This window comes from Kitasatospora purpeofusca (assembly GCF_036010405.1).
GTDB classification, from domain to species: domain Bacteria; phylum Actinomycetota; class Actinomycetes; order Streptomycetales; family Streptomycetaceae; genus Kitasatospora; species Kitasatospora purpeofusca.
This window is the reverse complement of record NZ_CP108561.1, coordinates 6,531,199-6,554,892: the sequence shown is the minus strand read 5'-3', so window position 1 is coordinate 6,554,892 and position 23,694 is coordinate 6,531,199. Positions and strand designations below refer to the sequence as shown.

Annotated in this window: 17 protein-coding genes; 3 read left to right on the top strand and 14 right to left on the bottom strand. The window is 73.5% G+C overall.

The genetic code is table 11. The features are described 5' to 3' along the window. Positions 1-171: 171 nt before the first annotated feature. Together OG715_RS28660 and OG715_RS28655 are read left to right on the top strand one after the other, a co-directional pair. Positions 172-2,370, top strand: a complete 2,199-nt coding sequence (locus tag OG715_RS28660) for a RecQ family ATP-dependent DNA helicase (RefSeq protein WP_266274380.1) — start codon at positions 172-174, stop codon at positions 2,368-2,370. 502 nt (positions 2,371-2,872) lie between these two features. Beyond that, entirely contained in the window at positions 2,873-3,529 is a 657-nt protein-coding gene (locus OG715_RS28655) for a hypothetical protein (protein WP_266274716.1), read from the top strand. Between the two features lie 353 nt (positions 3,530-3,882). On the opposite strand, the gene OG715_RS28650 is transcribed toward OG715_RS28655, so the two are convergent. The 3 genes from OG715_RS28650 to OG715_RS28640 form a co-directional block, all read right to left on the bottom strand. Continuing rightward, positions 3,883-4,260 carry a hypothetical protein gene (locus tag OG715_RS28650; protein WP_266274381.1) on the bottom strand — a complete coding sequence of 126 codons (378 nt, stop codon included), beginning with the start codon at positions 4,258-4,260 and terminating at the stop codon, positions 3,883-3,885. Between the two features lie 433 nt (positions 4,261-4,693). After that, entirely contained in the window at positions 4,694-5,404 is a 711-nt protein-coding gene (locus tag OG715_RS28645) for a ribonuclease HII (protein WP_266274382.1), read from the bottom strand. 217 nt (positions 5,405-5,621) lie between these two features. Continuing rightward, entirely contained in the window at positions 5,622-6,332 is a 711-nt protein-coding gene (locus tag OG715_RS28640) for a TetR/AcrR family transcriptional regulator (protein WP_266274383.1), read from the bottom strand. Between the two features lie 164 nt (positions 6,333-6,496). Between OG715_RS28640 and OG715_RS28635 the strand changes: the two genes are divergently transcribed. After that, positions 6,497-8,038, top strand: coding sequence for an MFS transporter (locus OG715_RS28635; RefSeq protein ID WP_266274718.1), 1,542 nt, complete (start codon positions 6,497-6,499; stop codon positions 8,036-8,038). 186 nt (positions 8,039-8,224) lie between these two features. Here OG715_RS28635 and OG715_RS28630 read toward each other — a convergent pair whose 3' ends face one another. The 11 genes from OG715_RS28630 to OG715_RS28580 form a co-directional block, all read right to left on the bottom strand. After that, complete coding sequence (locus OG715_RS28630; RefSeq protein ID WP_266274384.1) at positions 8,225-9,967, bottom strand: DUF4153 domain-containing protein; 1,743 nt, start codon at positions 9,965-9,967, stop codon at positions 8,225-8,227. Between the two features lie 211 nt (positions 9,968-10,178). Then, on the bottom strand, positions 10,179-13,379 hold the full coding sequence (locus OG715_RS28625) for an Ig-like domain-containing protein (protein ID WP_266274385.1): 3,201 nt from the start codon (positions 13,377-13,379) through the stop codon (positions 10,179-10,181). Positions 13,380-13,566: 187 nt separating this feature from the next. Then, entirely contained in the window at positions 13,567-14,484 is a 918-nt protein-coding gene (locus tag OG715_RS28620; protein WP_266274386.1) for a carbohydrate ABC transporter permease, read from the bottom strand. Beyond that, positions 14,481-15,473 (bottom strand): carbohydrate ABC transporter permease, encoded by a 993-nt coding sequence (locus OG715_RS28615; RefSeq protein ID WP_266274387.1) that lies wholly within the window; start codon positions 15,471-15,473, stop codon positions 14,481-14,483. Before OG715_RS28615 ends, OG715_RS28620 begins: the two co-directional genes overlap by 4 nt. Before the next feature lie 235 nt (positions 15,474-15,708). Beyond that, positions 15,709-17,124: an ABC transporter substrate-binding protein gene (locus tag OG715_RS28610; RefSeq protein ID WP_266274388.1), complete on the bottom strand. Its 1,416-nt coding sequence runs from the start codon at positions 17,122-17,124 to the stop codon at positions 15,709-15,711. Between the two features lie 230 nt (positions 17,125-17,354). Continuing rightward, positions 17,355-18,581, bottom strand: a complete 1,227-nt coding sequence (locus OG715_RS28605; protein WP_266274389.1) for a cytochrome P450 family protein — start codon at positions 18,579-18,581, stop codon at positions 17,355-17,357. Positions 18,582-18,682: 101 nt separating this feature from the next. Then, positions 18,683-19,927 (bottom strand): cytochrome P450, encoded by a 1,245-nt coding sequence (locus OG715_RS28600; RefSeq protein ID WP_266274390.1) that lies wholly within the window; start codon positions 19,925-19,927, stop codon positions 18,683-18,685. Next, positions 19,924-20,589 carry a GTP-binding protein gene (locus OG715_RS28595; protein ID WP_266274391.1) on the bottom strand — a complete coding sequence of 222 codons (666 nt, stop codon included), beginning with the start codon at positions 20,587-20,589 and terminating at the stop codon, positions 19,924-19,926. Before OG715_RS28595 ends, OG715_RS28600 begins: the two co-directional genes overlap by 4 nt. Then, complete coding sequence (locus tag OG715_RS28590; protein ID WP_266274392.1) at positions 20,570-20,959, bottom strand: DUF742 domain-containing protein; 390 nt, start codon at positions 20,957-20,959, stop codon at positions 20,570-20,572. Before OG715_RS28590 ends, OG715_RS28595 begins: the two co-directional genes overlap by 20 nt. After that, positions 20,956-21,402: a roadblock/LC7 domain-containing protein gene (locus OG715_RS28585; RefSeq protein WP_266274393.1), complete on the bottom strand. Its 447-nt coding sequence runs from the start codon at positions 21,400-21,402 to the stop codon at positions 20,956-20,958. The genes OG715_RS28590 and OG715_RS28585 overlap by 4 nt, the downstream gene beginning before the upstream one ends. Next, positions 21,399-23,210, bottom strand: a complete 1,812-nt coding sequence (locus OG715_RS28580; RefSeq protein WP_266274394.1) for a sensor histidine kinase — start codon at positions 23,208-23,210, stop codon at positions 21,399-21,401. The genes OG715_RS28585 and OG715_RS28580 overlap by 4 nt, the downstream gene beginning before the upstream one ends. Positions 23,211-23,694: the final 484 nt, after the last annotated feature.

Below are 23,694 nucleotides of genomic sequence, written 5' to 3'. Positions count from 1 at the left end.
AACCCGGCCTGTGAATAACTCCTCCCTCGTTCGGCGTACGGTCGCCCCACTCTCCCGAGGGAAAAATGACGGCCGTTCAGCAGAAGAACGGATGAAATACCTCCGGACTTCGCCCGCCCCGCACCCACCGCCGTTCGCCCGCTGTCGGTCCCTCGGGGTTTCATGGACGCCATGGAGCAGCCGAAGACCCACACCACCGCCACCACCGCCGACCGGGCCGAGGTCCGGGTCCGGGCCGAGGCCGTCCTGCGCGAGCTGGCCGGCCCCGGCGCGACCCTGCGCGAGGACCAGTGGACGGCCATCGAGGCCCTGGTCGTCGACCACCGCCGGGCCCTGGTGGTGCAGCGCACCGGCTGGGGCAAGTCCGCCGTCTACTTCATCGCCACCTCCCTGCTGCGCGCCCGGGGCGCCGGGCCGACGGTGATCGTCTCGCCGCTGCTCGCCCTGATGCGCAACCAGGTGGACTCGGCCGCCAGGGCCGGTATCCACGCCCGCACCATCAACTCCGCCAACACCGACGAGTGGGACGCCGTCCAGGCCGAGGTCGCCGCCGGGGCCGTCGACGTCCTGCTGGTCAGCCCCGAGCGGCTGAACAACCCCGACTTCCGCGACCACGTGCTGCCCAAGCTCGCCGCCTCCACCGGCCTGCTGGTGGTCGACGAGGCCCACTGCATCTCCGACTGGGGCCACGACTTCCGCCCCGACTACCGGCGGCTGCGCACCATGCTCGCCGAGCTCACCCCCGGGGTCCCGGTGCTGGCCACCACCGCCACGGCCAACGCCCGGGTCACCGCCGACGTCGCCGAGCAGCTCGGCACGGGCACCGGCGACGAGCACGCCCTGGTGCTGCGCGGCCCGCTCGACCGCGAGAGCCTCAGCCTCGGCGTGCTCACCCTGCCCGACCCCGCGCACCGGCTGGCCTGGCTCGCCGACCACCTCGACCGGCTGCCCGGCTCCGGCATCGTCTACACCCTCACGGTCGCCGCCGCCGACGAGGTGACGGCCTTCCTGCGCGAGCGCGGCTTCACGGTGGCCTCCTACTCCGGCCGCACCGAGGACGCCGAGCGCCGCACCGCCGAGGCCGACCTGCTGGCCAACCGGGTCAAGGCCCTGGTCGCCACCTCCGCCCTCGGCATGGGCTTCGACAAGCCCGACCTCGGCTTCGTGGTCCACCTCGGCTCGCCCAGCTCCCCGATCGCCTACTACCAGCAGGTCGGCCGGGCCGGGCGCGGGGTCGACCGGGCGGAGGTGCTGCTGCTGCCCGGTCGCGAGGACGAGGCGATCTGGCGCTACTTCGCCTCGCTCGCCTTCCCGCCCGAGGAGCAGGTCCGCCGCACCATCGACGCGCTGGCCGAGGCCGGCCGGCCGCTCTCCACCGCCGCGCTGGAGCCCCGGGTGGACCTCCGCCGCACCCGGCTGGAGACCATGCTCAAGGTGCTCGACGTGGACGGCGCCGTCCACCGGGTCAAGGGCGGCTGGACGGCCACCGGCCGGAGCTGGGAGTACGACAGCGCCCGCTACGCCAAGGTCGCCGCCTCCCGGGAGGCCGAGCAGCGGGCGATGCGCGAGTACGCGACCGGCAGCGGCTGCCGGATGGAGTTCCTGCGCCGCCAGCTGGACGACGAGGAGGCCGTGCCCTGCGGGCGGTGCGACAACTGCGCCGGGCCGCTGCACGGGCCCGAGGTCTCGGCCCAGGCACTGGAGGCGGCCCGGGCCGCGCTCGGCCGCCCCGGCGTGGGCTTCGAGCCGCGGCGGCTCTGGCCCACCGGCATGGACGCCCTGGGCGTCCCGCTCAAGGGCCGCATCCCGGCCGGGGAGCAGGCCGAGACGGGCCGCGCGCTCGGCCGCCTCTCGGACATCGGCTGGGGCAACCGGCTGCGCTCCCTGCTCGCCGACCAGGCCCCGGACGGGCCGGTCCCCGGCGAGGCGGTGGACGCGCTGGTCACCGTGCTGACCGACTGGGCGCGCGGGCCGGGCGGCTGGGCCGGCCCGGCGGCGGCCGACGGCGCCCGGCTGGACCGGCCGGTCGGCGTGGTCACCATGGCCTCCTCGTCCAGGCCCCAGCTGGTCGGCAGCCTCGGCGCCAGGATCGCCGAGATCGGGCGGATGCCGCTGCTCGGGCGGATCGAGTACGCAACCGGGCAGCCGCCGCACGGCTCGCGCAGCAACAGCGCCCAGCGGCTGAACTCGGTGGCGGGCGCGCTCACCCTGCCGCCGGAGCTGGCCGCGGCGCTGGCGGCCGCCGGCGGGCCCGTGCTGCTGGTGGACGACCTGGTCGACTCGGGGTGGACGGTCACCGTGGCCGCCCGGCTGCTGCGCCGGGCCGGGGCGAGCGCGGTCCTGCCGCTCGTCCTGGCGGTCCAGGGCTGACGGAGGGCGTCGTCCCCGCTGCGACGCGGGTCCGACGCAGGAAGGACACGGGGACGGCGGGGCACCGGAACGGCCGGGGAGGAGGAACGGCGGGAGGGCGGAAACCGCACGAGGACGGACCGGTGGCGGCGCCGGGACCGGCGGGATCCGCCGGACGGATCAACGGGGGACCAGCACGGGAAAGGAGGAACGGAAGTGTCGGAGATGCTTCGCGGTGCACTGCGACGCGGCCGGATCACGGTCCGGAGGCGTGCTGACCGGTTTCGCGCGACCGTGGAATATATCCGGCAGAACGTTGGCTTTCGGGCGGCGTTCATCATTTCATCATTGCCGCTCCACCCCTCCTACCCTGAGAATTGGACCGTACCCGGAGCCCGGTCCCATGGACCGTGCCTTCGGCGTACGCATGCGCCCGCGCACCCGTGGGTCGGGAAGGAGGATCGTGATCAGCGGCATCGACCGAGGTCAGTATCCCCTCGCCCGGAGCTCGTCGCCCAGACGGATGCTCGACCTGGAGGCCTGGGCGGAATCGGGGATCCCGCTGCTCCGCGACCCCCGCGACTTCGTCCTGGAGCTGCACCAGCGGCACCTCCCGCAGCCGGGCACCGTCGTGGTCGCCGTCCTGGACCCCGAGCACCGGGTGACCGCCTCGGCCTCCTTCGCCCCCTGGCCGCACGATGCCGACGGCTGGCAGCACCGCAACGCGATCCTCGCCCACCTGCGCCAGGTCACCCCGCACGACCTGCGCCTGTCCAGCCCGGCGCGGACGGCCGTGCTGCTGCGCTGCCGCGAGGGCGCTGCCGGCTGGACCGAGCAGGACGGTGCGTGGATGTGGGCCCTGCGGGACGCCGCCACCCTGCACGGGCTGCGCTGCGGAGCGTACGTGGCACTGACCCCGGCCGGCTGGCAGATCCTCGGGGACGGACGGGGCGGCGGCAATCCGCACGCGGGTTCGTGGGCGGAAGGTCCGGTCCACACCGTGACCGAGCTGCCGCCGCGCACGGCGCTGGAGGGTTCGCACGGCCAGCGGCCCCTGCGGCCGGCGCCCGAGCGGCCGCAGCGCGGCGAACGGCCCCAGCGGTCCCGCCAGGGCGACCGGCCGTGGACGCCCGCCCGGGTCACGGCCATCGAACCGGCCCGGCGCACCGGCACCCGCTGACCGGACGGCCTCCCGTCCGCGGTCCGTGACGGCGGACGCCGGTCCGAGATGCGTCGGGTCCGGCGCGCCCCGGGACCGGCGTGCGCCGCCGCCCCGTCGGCCGAGCGCCCCGCATCCCTGCCCCGCTCCCGCCCATCCGCAGCCCATCCGCAGCCTCTGCGCCGCCCCCGGCCCGGACATGCCGAAGCCCGGTACCCCACAGGGGCACCGGGCCGGAACGGAACCGGACGGGGAGGAGGAAACCGAACAGGACTGGAGAAGGCAGTCGAGCAGGCCGTCGACCGGCCCGAAGACCGGAGCCGCGAGGGCCGCAGGGCCCCCGCGGGTCCCGGCTCCGGGCGCGGGCGCGGGTCTCAGGCGGGCAGAACGCGCGGAGCGGGTGCACCGGCGGCGGCGAGCGGCGTACCGGCGACCGCCGGGTCGGTGCCACCGCAGACCACCAGCAGCTCCTCCGCGTGCCGCAGCGCCTTGGCGTACGCCGCCGCGGCACGGGCGGCCGAACCACCGTTGACGACCAGCACGACCACCGGTCGGCGGACCGGGCGGGCGAGCTCCGCGTCGGCGTAGAAGACGTCGCCGCCCTCGGCGAGTTGCGCCCAGTAGCGCTCCTCGCCGAAGGAGAGTTCGTGCTGCTGCCACGGGTGCGCCGCACCGACGGTCAGCACCAGGACGGCGCCGGGCTCGCGGCCGGCGTCGAGCAGTCGGTCGACGGTCTCGTCGGCGCGGTCCAACGCCGCTGCCCGACCGGCGGGGACGTGCCGCACCTCGACCGACACCGCTTGCGGCGCGGGTCGAGGACCGGGCTTGGGGATCGGGCTCGGCCGCGGCGATGGCCCCGGGCGGTCCGCACGCGCACTCGTCGAACGCGGCCGCGCCGCCTGCGGCGGTGCGGGGCGCGGCCCCGGCACCTGGACCGGCACGGGGCCGGCGGCCGACGGTACGACGGGGGTCGCGCCGCCGGTGGCTGGCGCGTGGAGGGCTTGTGCGTCCGACTCGCGGGGACTGGGAACGCCGGGGCCCGGGAGGCTCTCGTTGATCTCCGGCTCCTCGGGGAAGACAGGCATACCCGGATATCTATCAAATGCTGGTCGAACGCGCACGGGCGCCCCACCCATTGGGCACTACGAGCCCTACGGTCCGCGGTCGAAATATCCCGACGTAGTGTCAGAAACCGAGCGCGAGCTGCTCCCCGGCGGACTCCGCGGAGACCGTCCCGGCGGGGCCGGGCACCACCCGGATCCGCTTCAGGTGGCGCCACTTGGGCAGCGCGTCCAGATAGGACCAGGAGAGGCGGTGGTGCTCGGTCGGCCCGAGCTCCTCCAGCGCGGCCCGGTGGACCGGGGAGGGATAGCCGGCGTTGTCGGCGAAGGCGTAATCGGGGTGCTCCTCGCCGAGTTCGGCCATCATGCCGTCACGGTGGACCTTGGCGAGCACGGAGGCGGCGGCCACGCAGATGCACGACTGGTCGCCCTTGATCACCGTGCGCACCCGCCAGGGGCCGCCGAGGTAGTCGTGCTTGCCGTCCAGGATCACCGCGTCCGGCTCCACCGACAACGCCTCCAGCGCGCGGACGGCGGCCAGCCGCAGCGCGGCCGTCATCCCGAGCTCGTCGCACTCCGAGGCCGAGGCGTGACCGAGCGCGTAGGCGGTGACCCAGTCGGCGAGGACGGGCGCGAGTGCCTCACGGCGGAGCTGGGTGAGCAGCTTGGAGTCGGTCAGCCCCTCGGGGGGCCGGCGCAGGCCGGTGACGGCCGCACCCACGGTGACCGGACCGGCCCAGGCACCACGCCCGACCTCGTCGAGGCCGACCACGATCTTGGCGCCGGCCCGCCGGAGCGAGCGCTCGACGGAGTGCGTCGGCGGGACGATGGGCATGAGGGGGTCCGTTCAGCTGGTCGGACTCCAGCCTAAGCCACCCGCCCGCACCCCCGGCCCGGCGCCGGTCCGGCCTCGACCCGGGCCCGACCCGGGCCACGACCGGGCAGGAGGCCGGACGGGACGCCGGACGGGACGCCGGACGGGACGCCGGACAAGCACCCCACCGGGGGGCCGAACAGGAGACCGGACCGCGAGACCCGGACCGGCCTCCCCCTCACATCCGGATCAGCGGGACGAGGACCTCGTCCACCAACTGGTCGACGAACTCGGGCCCGACCTGCCGGCCGCAGACCTTCACCCGGTACAGCAGCATCGCCGGGACGACGTCGGCAACCAACGGGGTGGCCGCGTCCGGTCGGACGTCACCGCGCTCGGCACCCCGGCGGAGGATGTCCAGGATCACGCCCTTGGTGGGCTCGATCATCCGCTGGGCGATGAAGTCCTTGAACAGCTGGGCCTGTTCGTGGTCCAACTCGGCCATCACCGCAGTCAGGGCGCCGCCCGCGCGGGAGCGCGCCACCGAGGCGAAACTCCCCACCAGGTGCCGCAGTTCCTCACGGGCGGACCCGAAGTCCGGAGTGTCGGTGGGGCGTGGGAGAGTGGAGTCCAGGGCGTCGATGACCAGTTCCACCTTGGACGCCCACCGCCGGTACAGCGCGGCCTTTCCGGTGCGCGCGGCACCGGCTACCCCTTCCATCGTCAGCCGCGCGAAGCCGCCGGAGGTGAGCTGATCGAGCGTCGCTTCGAAGATCGCCGCCTCCAGCTCCCGCCCGCGCCGCCGCACCGGCCTGGTCAGCACCTCGGCCACGGCCTGGACCGGGCAGGGGCCCCGCGCGGGCTCGGGCGCCCGATCCGCCTCGGCCCCGGGAGCCTGCCGGTCGGCCGAGCGCTCCTTCGCCTGGCGCCGCGCCAACTGATCCATCATCACCAATCCTAAGGAACGCTTGCGTTCATAATCTCGCCGACGCTATCGTCCACAGTAGTGAACGATACCGTTCCTTCATAGTCCGCGGGACGCCGTCGGGCCGGGCCGGACCCCAGGGTCCGCAGCATACGAAGCAATAGCCAGCAGGGGGCATCAACTTGGCTATCTCCAACACACTCAGCAAGAACTCTCCGACGCGGAGCGGGCACGGCCCGAACAAGGGCATCACCCTCGCCGTCATCGCGGCCACGCAGCTGATGGTGGTGCTCGACGCCACCATCGTGAACATCGCGCTGCCGCAGATCCGGGACGCGCTGGACTTCTCCACCACCAACCTCTCATGGGTGATCAACGCCTACACGCTCACCTTCGGCGGCCTGCTGCTGCTCGGCGGACGCGCGGGCGACATCCTCGGCCGGCGACGGGTCTTCATCGCCGGCACACTGCTGTTCGGGCTGGCCTCGCTGCTCGGCGGCTTCGCGCAGGACGGCGGCATGCTGCTGGCCGCCCGCGCACTCCAGGGCATCGGCGGCGCGATCTGCTCGCCGACGGCCTTCGCCCTGATCGCCACCAACTTCGACGAGGGGCCCGAACGCAACCGGGCCTTCGGCGTGTTCTCCGCGGTGGCCGGTTCGGGCGCGGCGATCGGCCTGCTGGCCGGCGGCCTGCTCACCGAGTACCTCGACTGGCGCTGGGTCTTCTTCGTCAACGTGCCGATCGCCGTCCTGATCGCCTTCGCCGCGCCGCGCTACATCGCCGAGTCGGAGCGCCACCCGGGCAAGTTCGACCTGCCGGGCGCACTCACCTCGACGCTCGGCCTGGTCGGCCTGGTGTACGGCTTCATCCGTGCCGCGTCCGACGGCTGGACGGACCCGGTGACGCTCGGCTCCTTCGCGGGCGGCGTCGTGCTGGTGGCCGCGTTCGTGATCATCGAGACCCGCACCGCGCAGCCGATCACCCCGCTGAAGCTGTTCGCGAACCGGAACCGCACCGGCGGGCTGGTGATGATGCTCTGCCTGGCCGCGGCCATGTTCGGCATCTTCTTCTACATCACGCTCTTCGTGCAGGGCCCGCTGGACTACAGCCCGCTCAAGGCCGGCTTCGCCTTCATGCCGATCAGCGCCTCGATCATCGTGGCCGCCCAGCTGGCCTCCAGCCTGCAGACCAAGTACGGCCCGAAGCCGTTCATGGCGGGCGGCGCACTGCTCGTCACGGTCGGGCTCACCTGGCTGACGTTCATGAACGCGGACAGCGGCTACGTGGACGGCATCCTCGGCCCCACCGTGGTCTTCGGCTTCGGCATGGGTCTGGTCTTCGTCCCGGTCATGCTGCTCGCCGTCGCGGGCGTCTCCGGCCAGGAGACCGGCGCCGCCTCCGGCCTGCTGAACTCGATGCAGCAGATCGGCGGCTCGCTCGGCCTGTCGATCCTGACCACGGTGTTCGCGCACTACGCCACCGCCGAGGCCAAGGTCCAGATGCCCGGCTTCATGGCCACGGCCACCCCGGAGCAGAAGGCCTGGCTGATGGAGAAGCAGGAGTTCCCGAAGGGCACCGGCGCGGCCAACGAGGTGCTCGCGCAGGGCATCTCGCACGGCTTCATCGTGGGCGCCGTGATGGCGGGCCTGGCCTTCGTGATCGCCGTCGTCGCCATCAAGGCGAAGGCTTCCGACCTGCCGTCGGACACCGCCGGCGTCGCCGTGCACTGACCCGGTCACCCGTCCCGGCCGCCCACTCCGGTGGGCCGCACCGGACACGACGCGACCGAACACAACGCGACACCACGCAACACAGCACGACACGGGGCCGGCCGGGAGCAGCACGCTCCCGACCGGCCCTTCGCGCGTTCCCCGAAGGCCCGCAGCCACCGGGGCCACCGGGGCCGGCGCCGACGCTCAGCCCTCGAAGGCGTAGTGGCGGCTCATGCCCACCCGGTCGCAGGCGTTCTTCCCGTCCGTCAGGCGGTCGGGCGACGGCCGCTCGGCGAGGATCGCGCGGGCCCGCGACTCGGCCAGGCTGGTGGCGTACCAGGGTGCGGGGCTGTCCGCCCGGAGGTCGAACGCCACCTGGTTCAGGGCACAGGTCCGGTAGTCGCCGGGCAGCCGGTCCAGGGCCGGTACGGCGTCCACCGAGAGCGAGCGGACGTTGCGCAGGTCGATCTGCCCGGTCCGCTCGAAGCGGGCCACATTCTGCTCCGCGACCATCGCGTCCGGCCCCATCAGCCCGTAGACGGCGGCGGCCGCCACCGCGCTGAGCACCGCCGCGCGCGGCAGCCAGCCGGCCGACGGGGTCAGGCCCGCCACGATCAGCAGCACGAACACCACCCCCAGCCAGATCTCGACCGTCAGCACCCAGAGCCGGAGGCTGGTCAGGCCGGAGGCGTCCACGTAGAACCACATCCGCCCGAGCGCCGCGGCGACGACCACCAGGGTCAGCAGGCAGAGCGCGCCGAGCAGCAGCCGCACCATCCGTCGGTCGGCCTCCGTCCCGCGCGGCGCCCAGCGCTTGGCGAGCGCGACGACCACCAGGGTCAGCACGGTGACCACCAGCAGCTGCCAGAAGCCCTGCCGGGCGTACTCGGAGCGGCTCATCCCGGTGCGCTCCAGGACGGCCTCGGCGCCGCCGAGCACCACCACCGCCTGGAGCACCACGAAGGCGCCGAACATGAGGTTCAGCGCGGCCAGCGGCAGGGCCCACTCCAGCCGGCCGCGGGCACGGCCCGGCCGGACCACCGTGCGGTCCCAGCGCCGCGGGCCCGCCGCGATGTGGGCGAAGCCCAGGGCCGTCGCCAGGCCGAGCACGAACAGCGCCGCGCGGGCCGGGAGTTCGCCGAGGTCCACGCTGGGGACGAGGCCCTCCAGGACGTTCGCCATGGCCGCGTCCGCCCCGGCGAACAGGGCGCCGAAGACGGTCAGCAGCACCACTGCTACCAGGACGCCCTTGAGCACCGGCACCACCTGGCCCCGGTTGCCCGCGCGACGGCCGCGCAGGGTCCGGCCGCCCCACACCAGTCCTGGCACGAGCTGCCAGAGCAGACCCGGCAGCGCGAGCAGGACGCCGCTCCAGCGCCGTCCGCCGTGCAGCGCCAGCGAGGCCAGACCCAGCGCCGAGACCGTGCTCAGCAGCACCGGCCAGCCCGCCTCGTACAGCGCCGGGACGGCGAGCAGCGCGAGCGCGAGCGCGCTCCACAGCACGGTCCAGGCCCTCGGTCGGCGACCGGCGGCCCGGGCGGCGGCCCCGGCGCCCACGGTGACGACCGCGGCGCCGAGCAGCAGGTCAACGCCGAGTCCGTCGATCAGCAGCCAGGAGCTGAGCAGACCGGCGAGCACCGCTGCCAGCACCGTCCGGCCGGTGGCCGGGGCCTTCCGCTCCGGGTCGCTGGGCCGCAGCCACTGGAACGGCTGCGGCGCGGGAGTGCCGGGCGCCCGGTACGGACCGGCACCGGGGCCGTAACCACCGGGGCCGTGACCACCGGGGCCGTGACCACCGGGGCCGTAACCACCGGCAGGACCGAAGGCACCGGTGGGGCCGGCCGCCGGAACACCGGCACCCGCGTCCGCACCGGCACCGGTACCGGCACCACCGGCACCGGGCCGGGGCGGCACTCCGTCCGCGGCGGGCACGCTGAATCCGGACATGGGATCCCCCTCAATGGTCGGGTGGGAACGCGGAATCCACCCTCCGGGCGGTCCGCCGACGAGCACGCGGAACCACACCGGTGAGGACACCGGGCACCACGGCCGAAGCCGACTGTAGACCATTCTGAACAGGTTCAAAAACATCGGGCCGGGCTCTGTCACACCCCTGTGACAGAGCCCGGCCCGATGCCGGGGAGGACGCGGACCCGCGTCAGTACGTCCCGTAGAGCGAGTACCGGAAGGAGTCCTTCACCGCCGGCCCGAAGTCCGCCGGCCACGTCCCGAACGGCACCACCGTATTGCTGTACGCCCCCTGCCCGGCCGTACCGGTCGAGTAGTTCATGTTGTTCACCGTGGTGCTGGTGCCGTTGGTGTTGTAGACGAACCAGTACGAGGTGTTGGCGCTCAGGGTGAGGTTCACCGGCAGCGAGTTCCACGCGTTGGCGGTCAGCGTGCCCGAGCCCGTGGCGGCCACCAGCGTGCCCGGCGAGCCCCCCGCGTCGGTGTAGACGGCCAACTGGTACCGGTTGTTGGGTGCCGCGGCGATCGGTCCGACGTGCACGCTCAGCGCGGTGAGCGCCGCCGGGTCGGCGCCGGTGGTCACCCGGCTGCCGTTCAGGTGGTTGGAGTCGGTGTCGTCGATCAGCGAGCCCACCGCCGTGTTCCCGATCGTCCGCGGCTCCGCTCCCCCGGTGGTGAAGGAGAAGGTGTACGGGGCGGCCAGGGCGTTCCCCGAGCGGTCCCGGACGCCCTGCACGGTCGCGGTGTACCCGGTCGTCAGCGCCAGCGGGGCGGACGGCGTGAACACCACGCCGTTCGCCGCCGCGTCGTGGGCCACCGACCCCGCGACCGCCGCGCCGCCGGCCGTGGCCCGCAGGGTGACGGCCCCGCCGGTGACGCTCGCCGGGTCCAGCGGCTCGTTGAAGGAGAACCGCACCGCCGTGCCCGGGGCGACCGCGTCGGCGCCGCCGGCCGGGGTGGTGCCGATCACCGCGGGCGCGGTGGTGTCCTGCCCGTAGCTCGCGCTGTAGGAGCCGACCGCGCCGTCGAAGAACGCGTAGGCGACGCCCTTGACCGTCTCGACCCGGTACGGCACCGGGCGGCCGCCCGAGGTGATCCCGGTCAGCGTGCCGGCGGCCGCGTCGACCGGCAGCATGGCGCGCAGTCCGTTGGCCCCGCCGGTGATGCCGAATGTCAGCGCGCTCCCGTTCCAGGCCAGCCCGGTGAAGGCCGAGGCGTTGCGCCCGTCCAGCCAGGTGAGCATCTGCCGGCCGGACACCACCGGGGCGCCGTGCGCCTTGGCGGCGGCGACCACCGCGTCCGAGGCGGCGGAGGCGGCGAAGTCGGTGTGGATGTTGGCGGTCAGCGCCGCGTAGTAGCCCTTGGCGCCGTACGCCGCGTCGAGCAGGGTGTTGACGGTGCCCGGGTAGGACTGGCCGGACTCGTCGGTGAGCTGGGTGGTGGCCTGGTACTCGTCGATCACGCTGCCGTCGGCGTCGGCGAAGCGCATGATCTGGGCCGTGCCGTTGAAGTAGCCGGGCCGGTCCTGGGTGAAGTTCGACGGGTAGAAGTAGTAGTCGGTGTCCAGCCGGATCCCGTTGGCGAGCTTGGTCCTCGCCTGGGTGGCCCAGTCGTCCCACTCCACGCAGTGGGTGCGGCTGCTCGACGGGTTCGGCAGGTTCGGGTACTTGGCCCGCCAGGCCGCCAACTGGTCCCGGTAGTAGCCCTGGAGGACGGAGGTGCTGCCCCAGGGGCGGCAGTTGGTGCTGACGTGCACGCCGACCTCGAAGCCCTGGTCGCTGTACGCCTTCGCCTGGGCCGGGGTGAGCGGGTCGTCGGTGTAGATGTAGGAGGAGCCCCGGAGGCACTCCCAGTTCGCGACCGAGCACCCGGGCGGGCTCTGCGCGATGTAGCCGTCCCAGCGGCCGGCCGTGCCGCCCACGCCGTGGTCGTCGCCGGTCATCACCACGACGGCCTTGACGTCGCGCGGGAAGTACCAGAACCGGGGCAGCGGCGCGTCGTCGGAGGCGAGCTGGGTGAGCAGGTTGGCGAGCAGCCGCTGCTGCTCGTCGGCGATCGGGATCAGCGCCTTGTCCAGGTCGTTCCAGTCGGGCTGGCCGCCGGTGCCGAAGAACATCTCGCTGGCCTCGTAGCCGTCGACCCCGTCGCGCTGCTGGCCCGCCCAGGCGACGTTGCCCTGCCGGGTCTGCACCACCGACTTCGCGAGGTCGTAGCTGAACGCGGCGGCGCGGCCGCTGCCGGCCGTGCGCAGGCTGACCGCCGGGTTGGCGGTCGCGGTCGCGGCGTCGCTGTACAGCGTGGCGACGGCGGTGGCGCCGTTCAGCGTGTAGAGGTCGGCGGGGCCGTGGTAGCCCATGGTGTCGGCGGTGATCCCGGCGCCGGGCGCGGCGGCCGTGTTCACCTTGAGGTAGGCGTCGGCGCGGGTACCGGGGGCCGGGGTGAGCCCGAACAGCGGCGCGAGCTGACGGTCCGGGCGCATCGCGACCAGTGCGCCGCCGCCGTTGGTCCAGGTGGTGAACAGCGCCGCCTGGGCGGCGGTGAGCGGCGTCTCGCCGAGCAGCACCACCTCGGCGGAGGCGAGCACCGAGGCGGTCACGGCCGAGATGTCCACCTGGCGGTAGGCGTTCAGGCCCTCCGCCTTGAGGATCTCGGCCAGGTACCGGGTGTACGGATTGGCCTGGCTGGTGACCAGCAGGACCGGGCCCTCGGTGCCCGGGCCCGTGCCGGGCGGCGGGGGCGGCGGGGCCGCCTCGGTGGTGTACGTGGCGTAGATCGAGAAGCTCAGCCCGCTGCTGGTGACCGCGCCCGCGGTGGCCGGCCAGTTGCCGAACGCCAGCCCGCCGTTGCCGTAGACGCTGGTGCCGCCCGGGCTGTAGCGCAGGTTGTTGACCGTCGGGCCGGAGCCGTTGGTGTTGTAGGCCAGCCAGTACGGCGTGTTGGCGGTCAGGGTGGCCGTCAGCGGGACGGTGTTCCAGCCCGACCCGGCGAGGGTGGCGGTGGCGCTGCTCGCCAGCAGGGCGCCCGGGCTGCCGCCGTTGTCCTGGTAGATCGCGGTCTGGAAGCGGTTGTTGGGCGCGGCGTCCACGCCGTCCACGTAGACCGAGACGCTGCTGACCGTGCCGCCCGCCGAACCGGTCACGTACCGCGAGGCGTTGAGGTAGTTGGAGTCGGCCGAATCGGTGGCGGTGCCGACCGCCGTACTGCCGAGCGTCGCGGTGACGGCCGCCGCCGGGGGCGCTCCCGGCCCGGACACCGCGGCTGCGGCCGTGGTCAGGGCCGCCAGCAGGACTCCGGCCCGCCGCCACCACCGCCCCCCGGCGCGCCCGCCACCGCCCCGCCCGCCACCGCGTCTGTCGGTACGCCCGCCCAGGCGTGTGCCCCTGTCTGCCATGACCGCCCCCCTGTGTCGTCTCGGCCGACCAGCCCCTAACGGTGTACCGGTAACCCACCTACCGTGTCCACGAAATCGCCACATTCGCCATGGAATGACCTGAACCCCGACGTCCCCCGACGTCCCCCGGGGACAACGGGCGTAGCGGGTGGAGCGAGTGGACCGGCCGGAGCGGACAGAACCGGCGTCAGCCCTTGACCGAACCGGCCAGCAGCCCGCGCACGAAGTAGCGCTGGAGCGCGAAGAACACCGCCAGCGGAATCACGATGGACAGGAACGCCCCCGCCGTCAGCAGCTCCCACCGCCCGCCGAAGGAGCCGGACAGCTGCGCCAGCCGGACCGTCATCGGCGCCACTTCCGGGGTGCCGCCGGCGAAGGTGAGCGCCACCAGCAGGTCGTTCCAGACCCAGAGGAACTGGAAGATCGCGAACGAGGCCAGCGCGGGCGTGCAGAGCGGCAGCACGATCGAACCGAAGATCCTGAAGTGCGAGGCGCCGTCCACCACCGCCGCCTCCATCAGGTCGCGGGGCAGCTGGGCGATGAAGTTGTGCAGCAGGAAGATCGCCAGCGGCAGCGCGAACATGGTGTGCGCCAGCCACACCGGCGCGTAGGTGCCCTTGAGGTCCAGCGCCGGCAACAGCGTCAGCGAGCCCAGGTGCGCACCGCCCGAGAACAGTTGGAGCAACGGGATCAGCGCCATCTGCAGCGGCACCACCTGCAGCGCGAAGACCACGAAGAACAGGGTGTCGCTGCCCCGGAACCGCACCCAGGCCAGCGCGTAGGCCGCCATCGCCGCCAGCGCCAGCGGGAAGAGCGTGGCCGGGACGCTGATCGCCAGCGAGTTCACCAGGAAGGGCATCAGGCCGGTGGAGACGCCGGAGCCGCCCTCGAACAGCACCGTGTGGTAGTTGTCCAGCCCGAGGTCCGGATGGAGCAGGGCGTTCCACCAGCCGTCCGCGGTGACGTCCCGTTTGGGGCGCAGCGAGGTGACCAGCAGCCCGAGGGTGGGGACGGTCCACAGCACCGTCACCGCGATCACGAAGACCGAGGCCAGCGGTGAGGAGAAGGTCTTCCGGACGGCGCCGCCGTCCCGCCGTACGCTCATCGGACCGCACGCTCCTTGCGCAGCTGGAGGATGTTGTAGGCCACCAGTGGCAGCACCGCGAGGAAGAGGATCACGGCCAGCGCGCTGCCCCGTCCGGTGTTGAACTGGACGAAGGACTGCGAGTACATCTCGTTGGCCAGCACCTGGGTGCCGAAGTTGCCGCCGGTCATGGTGCGGACGATGTCGAAGGCCTTCAGCGTGGTGATCATCACCGTGGTCAGCACCACCACCACCGTGGTGCGGATCATCGGTACGGTGATGTGCCGGAACAGCCGCAGCCCCTGGGCGCCGTCCAGCCGGGCCGCCTCGGTGACCTCGTCCGGGATCGCCTTGATCGCCGCCGACAGCACGACCATGGCGAAGCCGGTCTGCACCCACACCATGACGGCCATCAGCAGGAAGGTGTTGAGCGGCTGGGCGAGCATCCAGTTCGGCGGGTCGTGCCAGCCCAGCCAGATCGCCAGCTGGCTGAGCAGGCCGATCTGCCGCTGCGAGGGGTCGCGCGACTCGTAGACGAACTTGAAGATGATCGAGGCGCCGACCAGCGAGATCGCCATCGGCATGAAGATCAGCGACTTGTAGACCGCCTGGCCGCGCATCCGGTCCACCAGCAGGGCCAGCACCAGCCCCAGCCCGGTCGCCGCCAGCGGCGCGATCACCAGCCACAGCAGGGTGTTGACCAGCACCTCGCGCACCGAGCCGGTGGTAAGGGCCCAGCCGAAGTTCTCGCCGCCGACGAAGCGGCCGCTGTCGTCGCTGTAGAGGCTCAGATAGACGGTACGGACCAGTGGCGCGACCAGGCCGAGCAGCAGCAGGACCAGCGCCGGTCCGAGCAGCACCAGCACGGCCAGCGGGCGGGCGATCCGGCCCGAGGCGCGGCCGGCGACCAGGAAGACCAGCAACAGGATGCCGACGAAGCCGGCGATCGCACCGAGGCCGTTGCCGAACTTGACCATCGCGTCGCCCCAGGCACCGGCGGCGAGGGACATGGCGTCACGTCCTTTCCCAACGGGAGGCGGAACGGGGTACCGGGAAGCGGGGGTACCGGGAACCGGCGGTACAGGAACCGGGCGGAACCGAACGAGCGGACGCGGCCGATCACGACCGCGAACGCGCGGGGCCGGAAGAAACAGGGAGCCGAGGAAGCAGGAAGTGGAGGGGGCGGGCGGTGCGGGTGGGTGGCCCCGCACCGCCCTTCGGCAGGTGGTCCTGCGACGCGCGCCGCTACTGCGGCCAGGCGGCGTCGATGTCCGCGGCGGTCTTCTGGATCGACTGCCCCTCGGCGAACCAGGCGGTGAGCGACTTCCACTCCTGCCCGGCGCCGACCGCGGCCGGCATGAGGTCCGAACCGTCGAACCGGAAGGTCGCCGCCGGGTCGGTCAGGGCGTCGGCGGAGATCCGGTCGATCGGATCGGTGTAGAGGCTCTTGTCCACACCCTGATTGGCCGAAACCCAGCCGGTCGCGGTCCGCACCCGGCTGCTCGCCCAGTCGGCGCTGGACAGGTAGTTCTGCACCGCCTGCACCTCGGGCCGGCTCGCGAACGCGGTGAGGAACTCCCCGCCGCCCTCGACCGGGTTGGGCACCGAGGGGTCCACCGCGGGCAGGTGGAAGGCGAAGATGTCGCCGTCCGGCCCGATCTTCGTGTCCTTGGGCCACTGCGCCTTGTAGAACGAAGCCTGCTGGAGCATCAGGCACTTGCCGGTGAGGATCGGCGCGCCCGCGTCCTGGAAGGTCGTGGTGGCGATCGACTTCACGTCGCCGTAGCCGCCGTTGACCCAGGCCGGGTTCTGCATCCAGTCGGCGACAGTCCTCATCGCCGCGGCGATCTTCGGATCGGAGAACTTCACCTGGTGGTTCACCCACTGGTCGTAGACCTCGCCGCCGTACGTGCCGAGGACCACCTCCTCCAGCCAGTCGGTGGCCGGCCAGCCGGTGGCCGTGCCGGAGGAGATGCCGCCGCACCACGGCTTGGCGCCGCCGCCGGCCTTGGCGATCCGGTCACTGAGCGCCATCAGGTCGGCCCAGGTCTTCGGGACCTCGTAGCCGGCCTGCTTGAAGGTCCTGGGCGAGTACCAGACCAGGGACTTCATGTTGGCGCTCATCGGCGCCGCGTAGAAGGTGCCGTTGACCGAGCCGTAGGTCTTCCAGACCGGGCTCCACTTGTCCTGGTTCGCCACGGTCTGCTGCGGCGGCTTGACCACCTTGCCGCTCTTGACCATCTGGGCGAGCAGACCGGGCTGCGGGACGATCGCGAAGTCCGGGGCGTTGCCGCCGCTCACCCGCACCGGCAGCTGGGACTCGAAGTCGTTGCTGCCCTCGTAACTGATCCGGATGCCGGTGCACCGGCTGAAGTCGGCCCAGGACTTCTCCAGGTTGTCGGACTCGGGGCTGAGGATCGAGGCGAACACCGTCACCGTGGTGCCCCCGTGGCCGGCGTAGGGCTGGTAGCGGGCGCAGTCGCCGGACAGGGTCTGGTTGCCACCGCCGCCCGAGTCCCCCGAGCTTCCGGAGCTGTTGGAGCAGGCCGCGGTCAGGGCCGCGACGGCCAGCAGGGCCACCACCGCGAGCGGGCGGCGACGGCGGCGGACAGGGTTCAGTGGCGGCGCGGTCGTGGACGGCACGGTCGGGGTGGGAGTCAACGCGGTCCTCCTCGCCGGGGCGCGAACGCTCGGCTGTGCGACAGAACGGCATTGCGCTGTACCGGAGTTCGACGTTCGACATGGACGCGGCGGCCGGCCGATCCGACGACGGTAACGCAGCCGCGACGTGCCCGCCAAGGTGCGGGCACGCCCTGCGTCACCGCGTGCCCCAGTTGTGACCCCGACCGCCGGCCGCGCACCGCACCCGGCCCACCCCGACCGCCCGGCCGTCAGAACAGCCGGACCGGCAGCTCCTTCAACGCGTTCACCACCAGCGAGCCGCTCGGCCGCAGCTCCTCGTCCGGCACCGCCAAGGACAGCCCCGGGAAGCGCTCGAACAACGCCGGCAACGCGATCCCCGCCTCCAACCGGGCCAGCGGCGAGCCCGGGCAGACATGCGGACCGTGCCCGAACGACAGGTGCCGGACCGGATCCCGGGTCACGTCGAACACCTCGGCCGTCACCCCGTGCTGCACCGGGTCCCGACCGATCGCGTTGTACGAGACCAGCACCGGCTCCCCGGCCGGAATCACCGTGTCGCCCACCGCCACGTCCTCGGTGGTGAACCGGAACAGGAAGTTGCTGGTCGGCGGCGTCCAGCGGAGCGACTCCTCCACCACCGCGTCCCAGCCGACCTTGCCCGCCCGCACCAGAGCCAACTGGTCCGGGTGGGCCAGCAGCGCCCGCACCGCGTTGCCGATGAGGTTCACCGTGGTCTCGTGACCCGCCGCGATGATCACCCGCAGGGTCGCCGCCGCCTCCGCGTCGGTCAGCGCCCCGCCCTCCGCGTCGGCCTGCAGCAGCACGCTCGCCAGGTCGTCACCGGGAGCCGAACGGCGCTGCGCCACCACACCGTTGACGAAGGCGTTCAGCCCGGCCACGGTCGCCTGGATGCCCTCCGGGTTCGGGCGGGCGCCGAAGAACCGCTCGTAGAGGTCGCGCAGCAGCGCGTGCTCCGACTCCGGGACACCCAGCAGCGAGCAGATCACCGTCATCGGCAGCGGAAAGGCGAAGGCGGACTTCAGGTCCACCACCGCCTCCCCCGCCGCCAGCGCGTCCAGCAGGCCCCGGGTGATCGCCTCCACCCGCGGGCGCATCAGCTCCACCTGGCGTGGGGTGAACGCGTGCGCCACCAGCGCCCGCAGCCGCCGGTGCTCCGCGCCGTCGGTGGTCACCATGCTCGGACCGGGCACCGCCAGGCCGATCAACGGCCAGGTCTTCGGCACCTCACCGCGCTGGAAGGCCGCCCAGTGCCGGGCGTCCTTCACCAGCCGGGCATCGGTCAGCAGCTCACGGGCGGCCGCGTGCCGGGTCACGGCCCAGGCGGCGACGCCACCGGGCAGCTCCACCGGCACCACCGGACCGGCGGCGCGCAGCAGCGCGCCCTCGGCGGCGTTGTCACGGGCCAGCGGATCGAGGACGAACGGGGCGGGGACGAACGGGGCGGGGGCGGTCATGGCTACAGCACTCCTTCGGTTCTGGTGAAGCGGTACAGCGGCCCCGGCACCGCCGGGGCCCGGGGTCCCGGGCCGGGCCCGGCCCGTGTCCCGGACCGGACTCAGCCCGCGTACCCCGGGGCGAACGACACCGGCAGCGCCACCAGCCCGCGCACCCAGGCCGACGGCCGCCACACCAACGCGTGCTCGGCCACCGCCAACCGCAGGTCCGGCAACCGGTCCAGCAGCACCTCGACCGCCGTCGTCGCGATCACCTCGGCCGCCTCCTGCGCCGGGAACGGACAGCCGTGCTCGCCGTACGAGTAACTCAGGTACGCCCGGTTGCCCTCGGCCGGCCGCCCGTCCGGCTGCCGCACCGACGGGTCCGCGTTGGCCCCCGCGAAGCCCAGCAGCAGCATGTCCCCGGCGGCGATCCGCTGCCCGCCCAACTGGGTGTCCCTGGTCGCCCAGCGGCCCGCGAAGATCTGGGTCGGGGTGTCCTCCCAGAGCGCCTCGTTCAGCGCCTGGCTGATACTGCGCCGCCCGCCCGACAGCGAGGCGGCGAACCGCTCGTCGGTGAGCATCAGCCGCAGCGCGTTGGACATCCAGTACGAGGTCGGCTGGTGACCGGCGATCAGCATCACCCGCAGGTCCCGCATGATCTCGTCGTGGTTGAGACCCGCCGGGTGCGCCAGCATCCGCGAGGCGACGTCGTCGCCCGGGTTCGCCGCCTTCTCCTCGACCAGCTCCAGCATCACCGCGAGCAGCCGCTGCGCCCCGGCCGGCGCGTCGGGGCCGCCGTCCAGCATGGTCAGCAGGCCCTCGATGAGCACCGGCGCCTGCTCCTCGCTCAGCCCGAGCACCCGGCAGAGCACCAGCAGCGGCAGCCGGTGGGCGTACTCGGCGACCAGGTCCGCCTCGCCGCGCCCGGCGAAGTCGTCGATCAGCCGGTCCGCCAGCTCCTCACAGTGCTTGCGCAGCTCGTACGGGTCGACGGCGGCCAGCGCGTCGGTCACCGCCCGCGAGCGCCGGACGTGCTCCTCGCCCTCGGCGTAGAGGATCGACGGCACCGGCGCCATCATCGGCTTGAGCGGCCAGTCCTCGGCGACGGTCGCCCAGCCGGTCCAGCGGGTGGAGTCCCGGCCGAACAACTGCGGCTGACCGGTCACCAGCTGGAGCTCGCGGTAGCCGATCACCAGCCAGGCCGGTACCCCGCCGGCCAGTTCGACCGGTGCGACCGGGCCGTTCCCGGCCCGCATCTCCCGGTAGACCTGGGAGGGGTCGGTCTGGAAGCGCGGCCCGTACAACGGGGTGGCGCCGGCGTGGGCCGGGCAGCCCGGCGGCGGGGTGGCGGCGGGCTCGGTCACGGGGTGCTCTCCTCAAGGACGGGGGCGGCGGCGGCGACGAGAGTGCCCGCCGTCTCGGCCTCGACCCGGGCGGTCAGGTGGCGGACCAGCTCGATCAGCACCTGCTTGCCGGACTCCCGGTCCCGGGCGTCGCAGTCCACCAGCGGCACCCCGGGCGGCAGGTCGAGCGCCTCCCTGACCTGGTCCAGGGTGTGGGTCGGGTCGCCGAAGTTGTTGCGGGCGACGACGAAGGGCGTGCCGTGGTGCTCCAGGCGGTCGATGGCGTACCAGGAGTCCGCCAGCCGCCGGGTGTCCACCAGCACGACGGCCCCCAGGGCCCCGGAGAACAGCCGGTCCCAGAGGAACCAGAACCGCTCCTGCCCCGGCGCGCCGAACAGGTACAGCACCTGGCTCGCGGACAGGGTGATCCGGCCGAAGTCGAAGGCGACCGTGGTCGAGCGCTTGCCCCAGGCCCCGGCGGGATCGTCGATCCCCTCCCCGGCCCTGGTCAGGGTCTCCTCGGTGTTCAGCGGACGGATCTCGCTGACCGCGCCGACCAGGGTGGTCTTGCCCACCCCGAAGCCGCCGACCACGACGACCTTCAGCGCGTTGTCGGCGGTGCGGCGCAGCGGTGTCCGCCCGCTCGGCCGAGGGTCCCGGCCCTCAGAGCTGTTGGAGTCCATGCAGTACCTGCTTCAGCGTGTCGAGATCGGGCAGCCGGGCCTTGTTGGGGGCGAACCGGGGGTGGCGGGCGGTGATCGAACCGGCCTCCAGCAGGTCGCCGAGGAGGATCTTCGCCACCGACACCGGCAGCGCCAGCTCGGCGGCGACCTCCACCACGGCGGTCGGCGCCTCGCACATCCGCAGGATGCGCGCGTGCTCCGACTGCATGCCCGGCGCCGGCTCCCGCTCGGCGACGATCAGCGTGACCAGGTCGAACGCGTTCTCCGGGGACCGGCTGCGGCCCCGGGTGATGGTGTACAGGCGGTCCGGGTCGTCGTCCCGGCCCGGCCGGACCGGACGCCCGTCGGTGTTCCCCCCGCGCCCGCTCATGCCCGGGCGCTCCCGTCGGTCACCGGACCGTCCGCCCCGGCCACGCCCTCCCGGGCCGGTGCGCTGAGGTGGACGCCGATCTGCTCGATCAGCCCGTGCATGTTGTGGCCGACCACGCCCACGTCGGCGTCCTCGTCGGTGACCACGGCGAGGTGGGCGCCCTCGCCGGCCGCCACGATGCACAGCACTCCGCCGTGGAACTCGGTCATCGACTGCCGCACACCGCCGGTGCCGTCGCCGAACTCGATCGACGCGCCGTGCGCCAGGCTCTGCAGACCGGAGGCGATGGCGGCGAGCTGGTCGGCCCGGTCGTTGCCGAGGCCGGAGGTGTGGCAGAGCTTGAGGCCGTCGGCGGAGAGCACCAGGGCGTGCCGGGTGCCGGGGGTGTTGGTCAGCAGGTTTTCCAGCAGCCAGTCGAGGTCGCGGTCGGTGGCACTGCTCATCGGAAGTCCTTCTCGGTGACGGGGGAAGCGTCGGACGCGGGGTCGGCGGCGGACCGCGCGCCCGGGGTGTCCTGGACCGGTACGGCGCCCTCAGCCGGTGCGGGGGCACCGGTGGGCGCGGGGTTCGTGGTGCCGGCGGCGGGCGCGGCGGCGGCGACAGGCGCGGCGTTCGGGGCCTCGGCGGCGGACTCGGCAGCGGCGGGCAGGGCGGCCCGGCGGAAGGCGCCCAGCCTGGCGGCGGCACTCGCCCCGTCGGGACGGGCGGGCCGCTCGACGGGGGTCGCCGCCGGGGAGGCGGCGGCCATGGTCCGGCCGCGACGGCGCTGCGGCAGACCACTGTCGGTGACTGCGGGCGCGACGGGCGCCGATTCGGCGCCCGCCACCGGCGCAGCGGGCGCAACCGGCACGGCGGGCGCAACCGGCACGGCGGGGGCCGGGCGGGCGGGGGTGAGCGCGGGGCGCGGACCCGTACCGGCCGCCCGCTCGACTGCGCGCTCGACCGGCGCGGGCAGCGGGGCCGGCATCGTCGCCGGGTGCGTGACCAACTGCTGTGGAATCAGCACCACCACCCCGGTACCGCCGCGCGCCGACGGCCGGAAGGAGATCTGCAGCCCGTGCTTGCGGGCCAGCACGCCGACCACCGCGAGACCGATCCGGGTGCCCGCCGACAGCGTGGTGAGGTCCAGCGACTCGGCGGAGACGGCCCGTTCGGCTCGGCGCAGCCAACTGTCGCTCAGGCCCAGGCCGCTGTCCTCGACGGTGACGACCAGGCCGGCCGGCACCTCCTCGACGTAGACGTGCACCTCGGCCGGCGGCGCGGAGAACGTGGTCGCGTTGTCCAGCAGTTCGGCGAGCGCGTGCATCACGCCCTCGGCGGCGAACCCGGCCACCGCGGCCGTGCTCGCGTTGTGCAGCCTGACCCGCTGGTAGGCGCCGATCCGGCCGAGCGCGCCGCGCAGCACCGACTCCACCGGGATCGGCCGGCCCCAGCGACGGCCCGAGCGGGCACCGGTCAGCACCGCGATGCTGTCGGCCATCCGGCCCGCCTGGGCGGTCGAGTGGTCCAGCCGCAGCAGGTCGCCGAGGACCTCCTCGTCGTGCCGGTGCTGCATCTCGCGCAGTTCCGCGTGCATGCTCGTGGCCAGGGCCTGCACCCGGCCGGCCGCGGTGGCGCAGACCGCCAGCGCGGCGGCCCGCAGCCGCTCGCCGCGGCCGATCTCCTCCGCCACGGCGCGCAGCAGCGGACGATGGGGGTGGTCGCGGTGCGGGGCCAGGGCGGCGTCCACGGTCGCGCCGCTCCGCAGCCGCTTCACCAGCGCGGGCAGCACCTCGTCGGCGAGCCGGTCCACGGCGGCCCGCTCGGCGCGCTCCGCCTCGGCCCGCGCCCGGGCCCCGGCCGCCTCCGCGCGGGCGGCGGCGGCCTGCTCCTCGGCCCGGGCGAGCGCGGCCCTGGCCTCGTCCCGCTCGGCCTCGGCGGCGGCGGCCCGCGCCTTGGCGGCGACCTCGCCCTGCCTGGCCGCACCGGCGACCACGAGGGCCGTCATCGACTCGCCCTCCCACCGGCCCAGCTCCAGCTCCAGCCGGCGGGCCCGTTCGGTGGCGCTGCCGGCCTGCCGGACGGCGATCAGCCAGAGCACGGTGACCGCCGCCACGGCGGCAGCGGTGAGCGGGCGCCCGGCGTCGAAGGCCCGCATCACCCCGACCGGCCCGGCCACCGCCGCCAGCAGGGCGGCGGCCGCCACAACGGCCCTGGTACGCACGTCGGGTCGACGGCTGGGCCCACCGTCGGGGCTGGTGGTTTCTGTCATCGGTGCGGTGTCCTCGGCAGAAGTCGGGCGAATGCGCGACCGCCCGGCCGACGTCGTGGAACGTCTCCGGGCGGTGTTTCGGTTCACGCAGTCGGCCGATCATATCCATTCAGACGATGTGCTCAACCGGTAAGTTGACGGTCAGTCTCCTTGTGCCACGCTCCGTATACCACTCCACCTCCATCCCCTCACCCCATCGCCACCTCGACCTCACGTCGCACCGATGTACGGATGCGGTGACAGTTCGCGCAAACCACCTCACACTTGGCGATCTCCCGCTCGATCTCCGACCAGGGCTGCCGCTCGGCGATCAGCTGGGAAACATTCGCGCGCTTCGCCCCACGGACGTGATCCCAGTCCAGGCCCCGTGCCCACCCGCCCCATCCACAATCGGTGCAGCCTGCGCGGAGCTTGATCGCATCGTTCCTCGCCTGGGCATCCACCAGTGCCTGCCAGGACGGTGGCAGACGTTTGTCCCTGCTTC

Bases quoted from the DNA above. Each gene is read 5' to 3' on its own strand.
- OG715_RS28595 (WP_266274391.1), bottom strand. From the start codon at position 20,589: ATGGACTCCAACAGCTCTGAGGGCCGGGACCCTCGGCCGAGCGGGCGG.
- OG715_RS28620 (WP_266274386.1), bottom strand. From the start codon at position 14,484: ATGAGCGTACGGCGGGACGGCGGCGCCGTCCGGAAGACCTTCTCCTCA.
- OG715_RS28640 (WP_266274383.1), bottom strand. From the start codon at position 6,332: ATGATGGATCAGTTGGCGCGGCGCCAGGCGAAGGAGCGCTCGGCCGAC.
- OG715_RS28580 (WP_266274394.1), bottom strand. From the start codon at position 23,210: ATGACAGAAACCACCAGCCCCGACGGTGGGCCCAGCCGTCGACCCGAC.
- OG715_RS28590 (WP_266274392.1), bottom strand. From the start codon at position 20,959: ATGAGCGGGCGCGGGGGGAACACCGACGGGCGTCCGGTCCGGCCGGGC.
- OG715_RS28615 (WP_266274387.1), bottom strand. From the start codon at position 15,473: ATGTCCCTCGCCGCCGGTGCCTGGGGCGACGCGATGGTCAAGTTCGGC.
- OG715_RS28660 (WP_266274380.1), top strand. From the start codon at position 172: ATGGAGCAGCCGAAGACCCACACCACCGCCACCACCGCCGACCGGGCC.
- OG715_RS28655 (WP_266274716.1), top strand. From the start codon at position 2,873: ATGCTCGACCTGGAGGCCTGGGCGGAATCGGGGATCCCGCTGCTCCGC.
- OG715_RS28605 (WP_266274389.1), bottom strand. From the start codon at position 18,581: ATGACCGCCCCCGCCCCGTTCGTCCCCGCCCCGTTCGTCCTCGATCCG.
- OG715_RS28625 (WP_266274385.1), bottom strand. From the start codon at position 13,379: ATGGCAGACAGGGGCACACGCCTGGGCGGGCGTACCGACAGACGCGGT.
- OG715_RS28645 (WP_266274382.1), bottom strand. From the start codon at position 5,404: ATGCCCATCGTCCCGCCGACGCACTCCGTCGAGCGCTCGCTCCGGCGG.
- OG715_RS28630 (WP_266274384.1), bottom strand. From the start codon at position 9,967: ATGTCCGGATTCAGCGTGCCCGCCGCGGACGGAGTGCCGCCCCGGCCC.
- OG715_RS28585 (WP_266274393.1), bottom strand. From the start codon at position 21,402: ATGAGCAGTGCCACCGACCGCGACCTCGACTGGCTGCTGGAAAACCTG.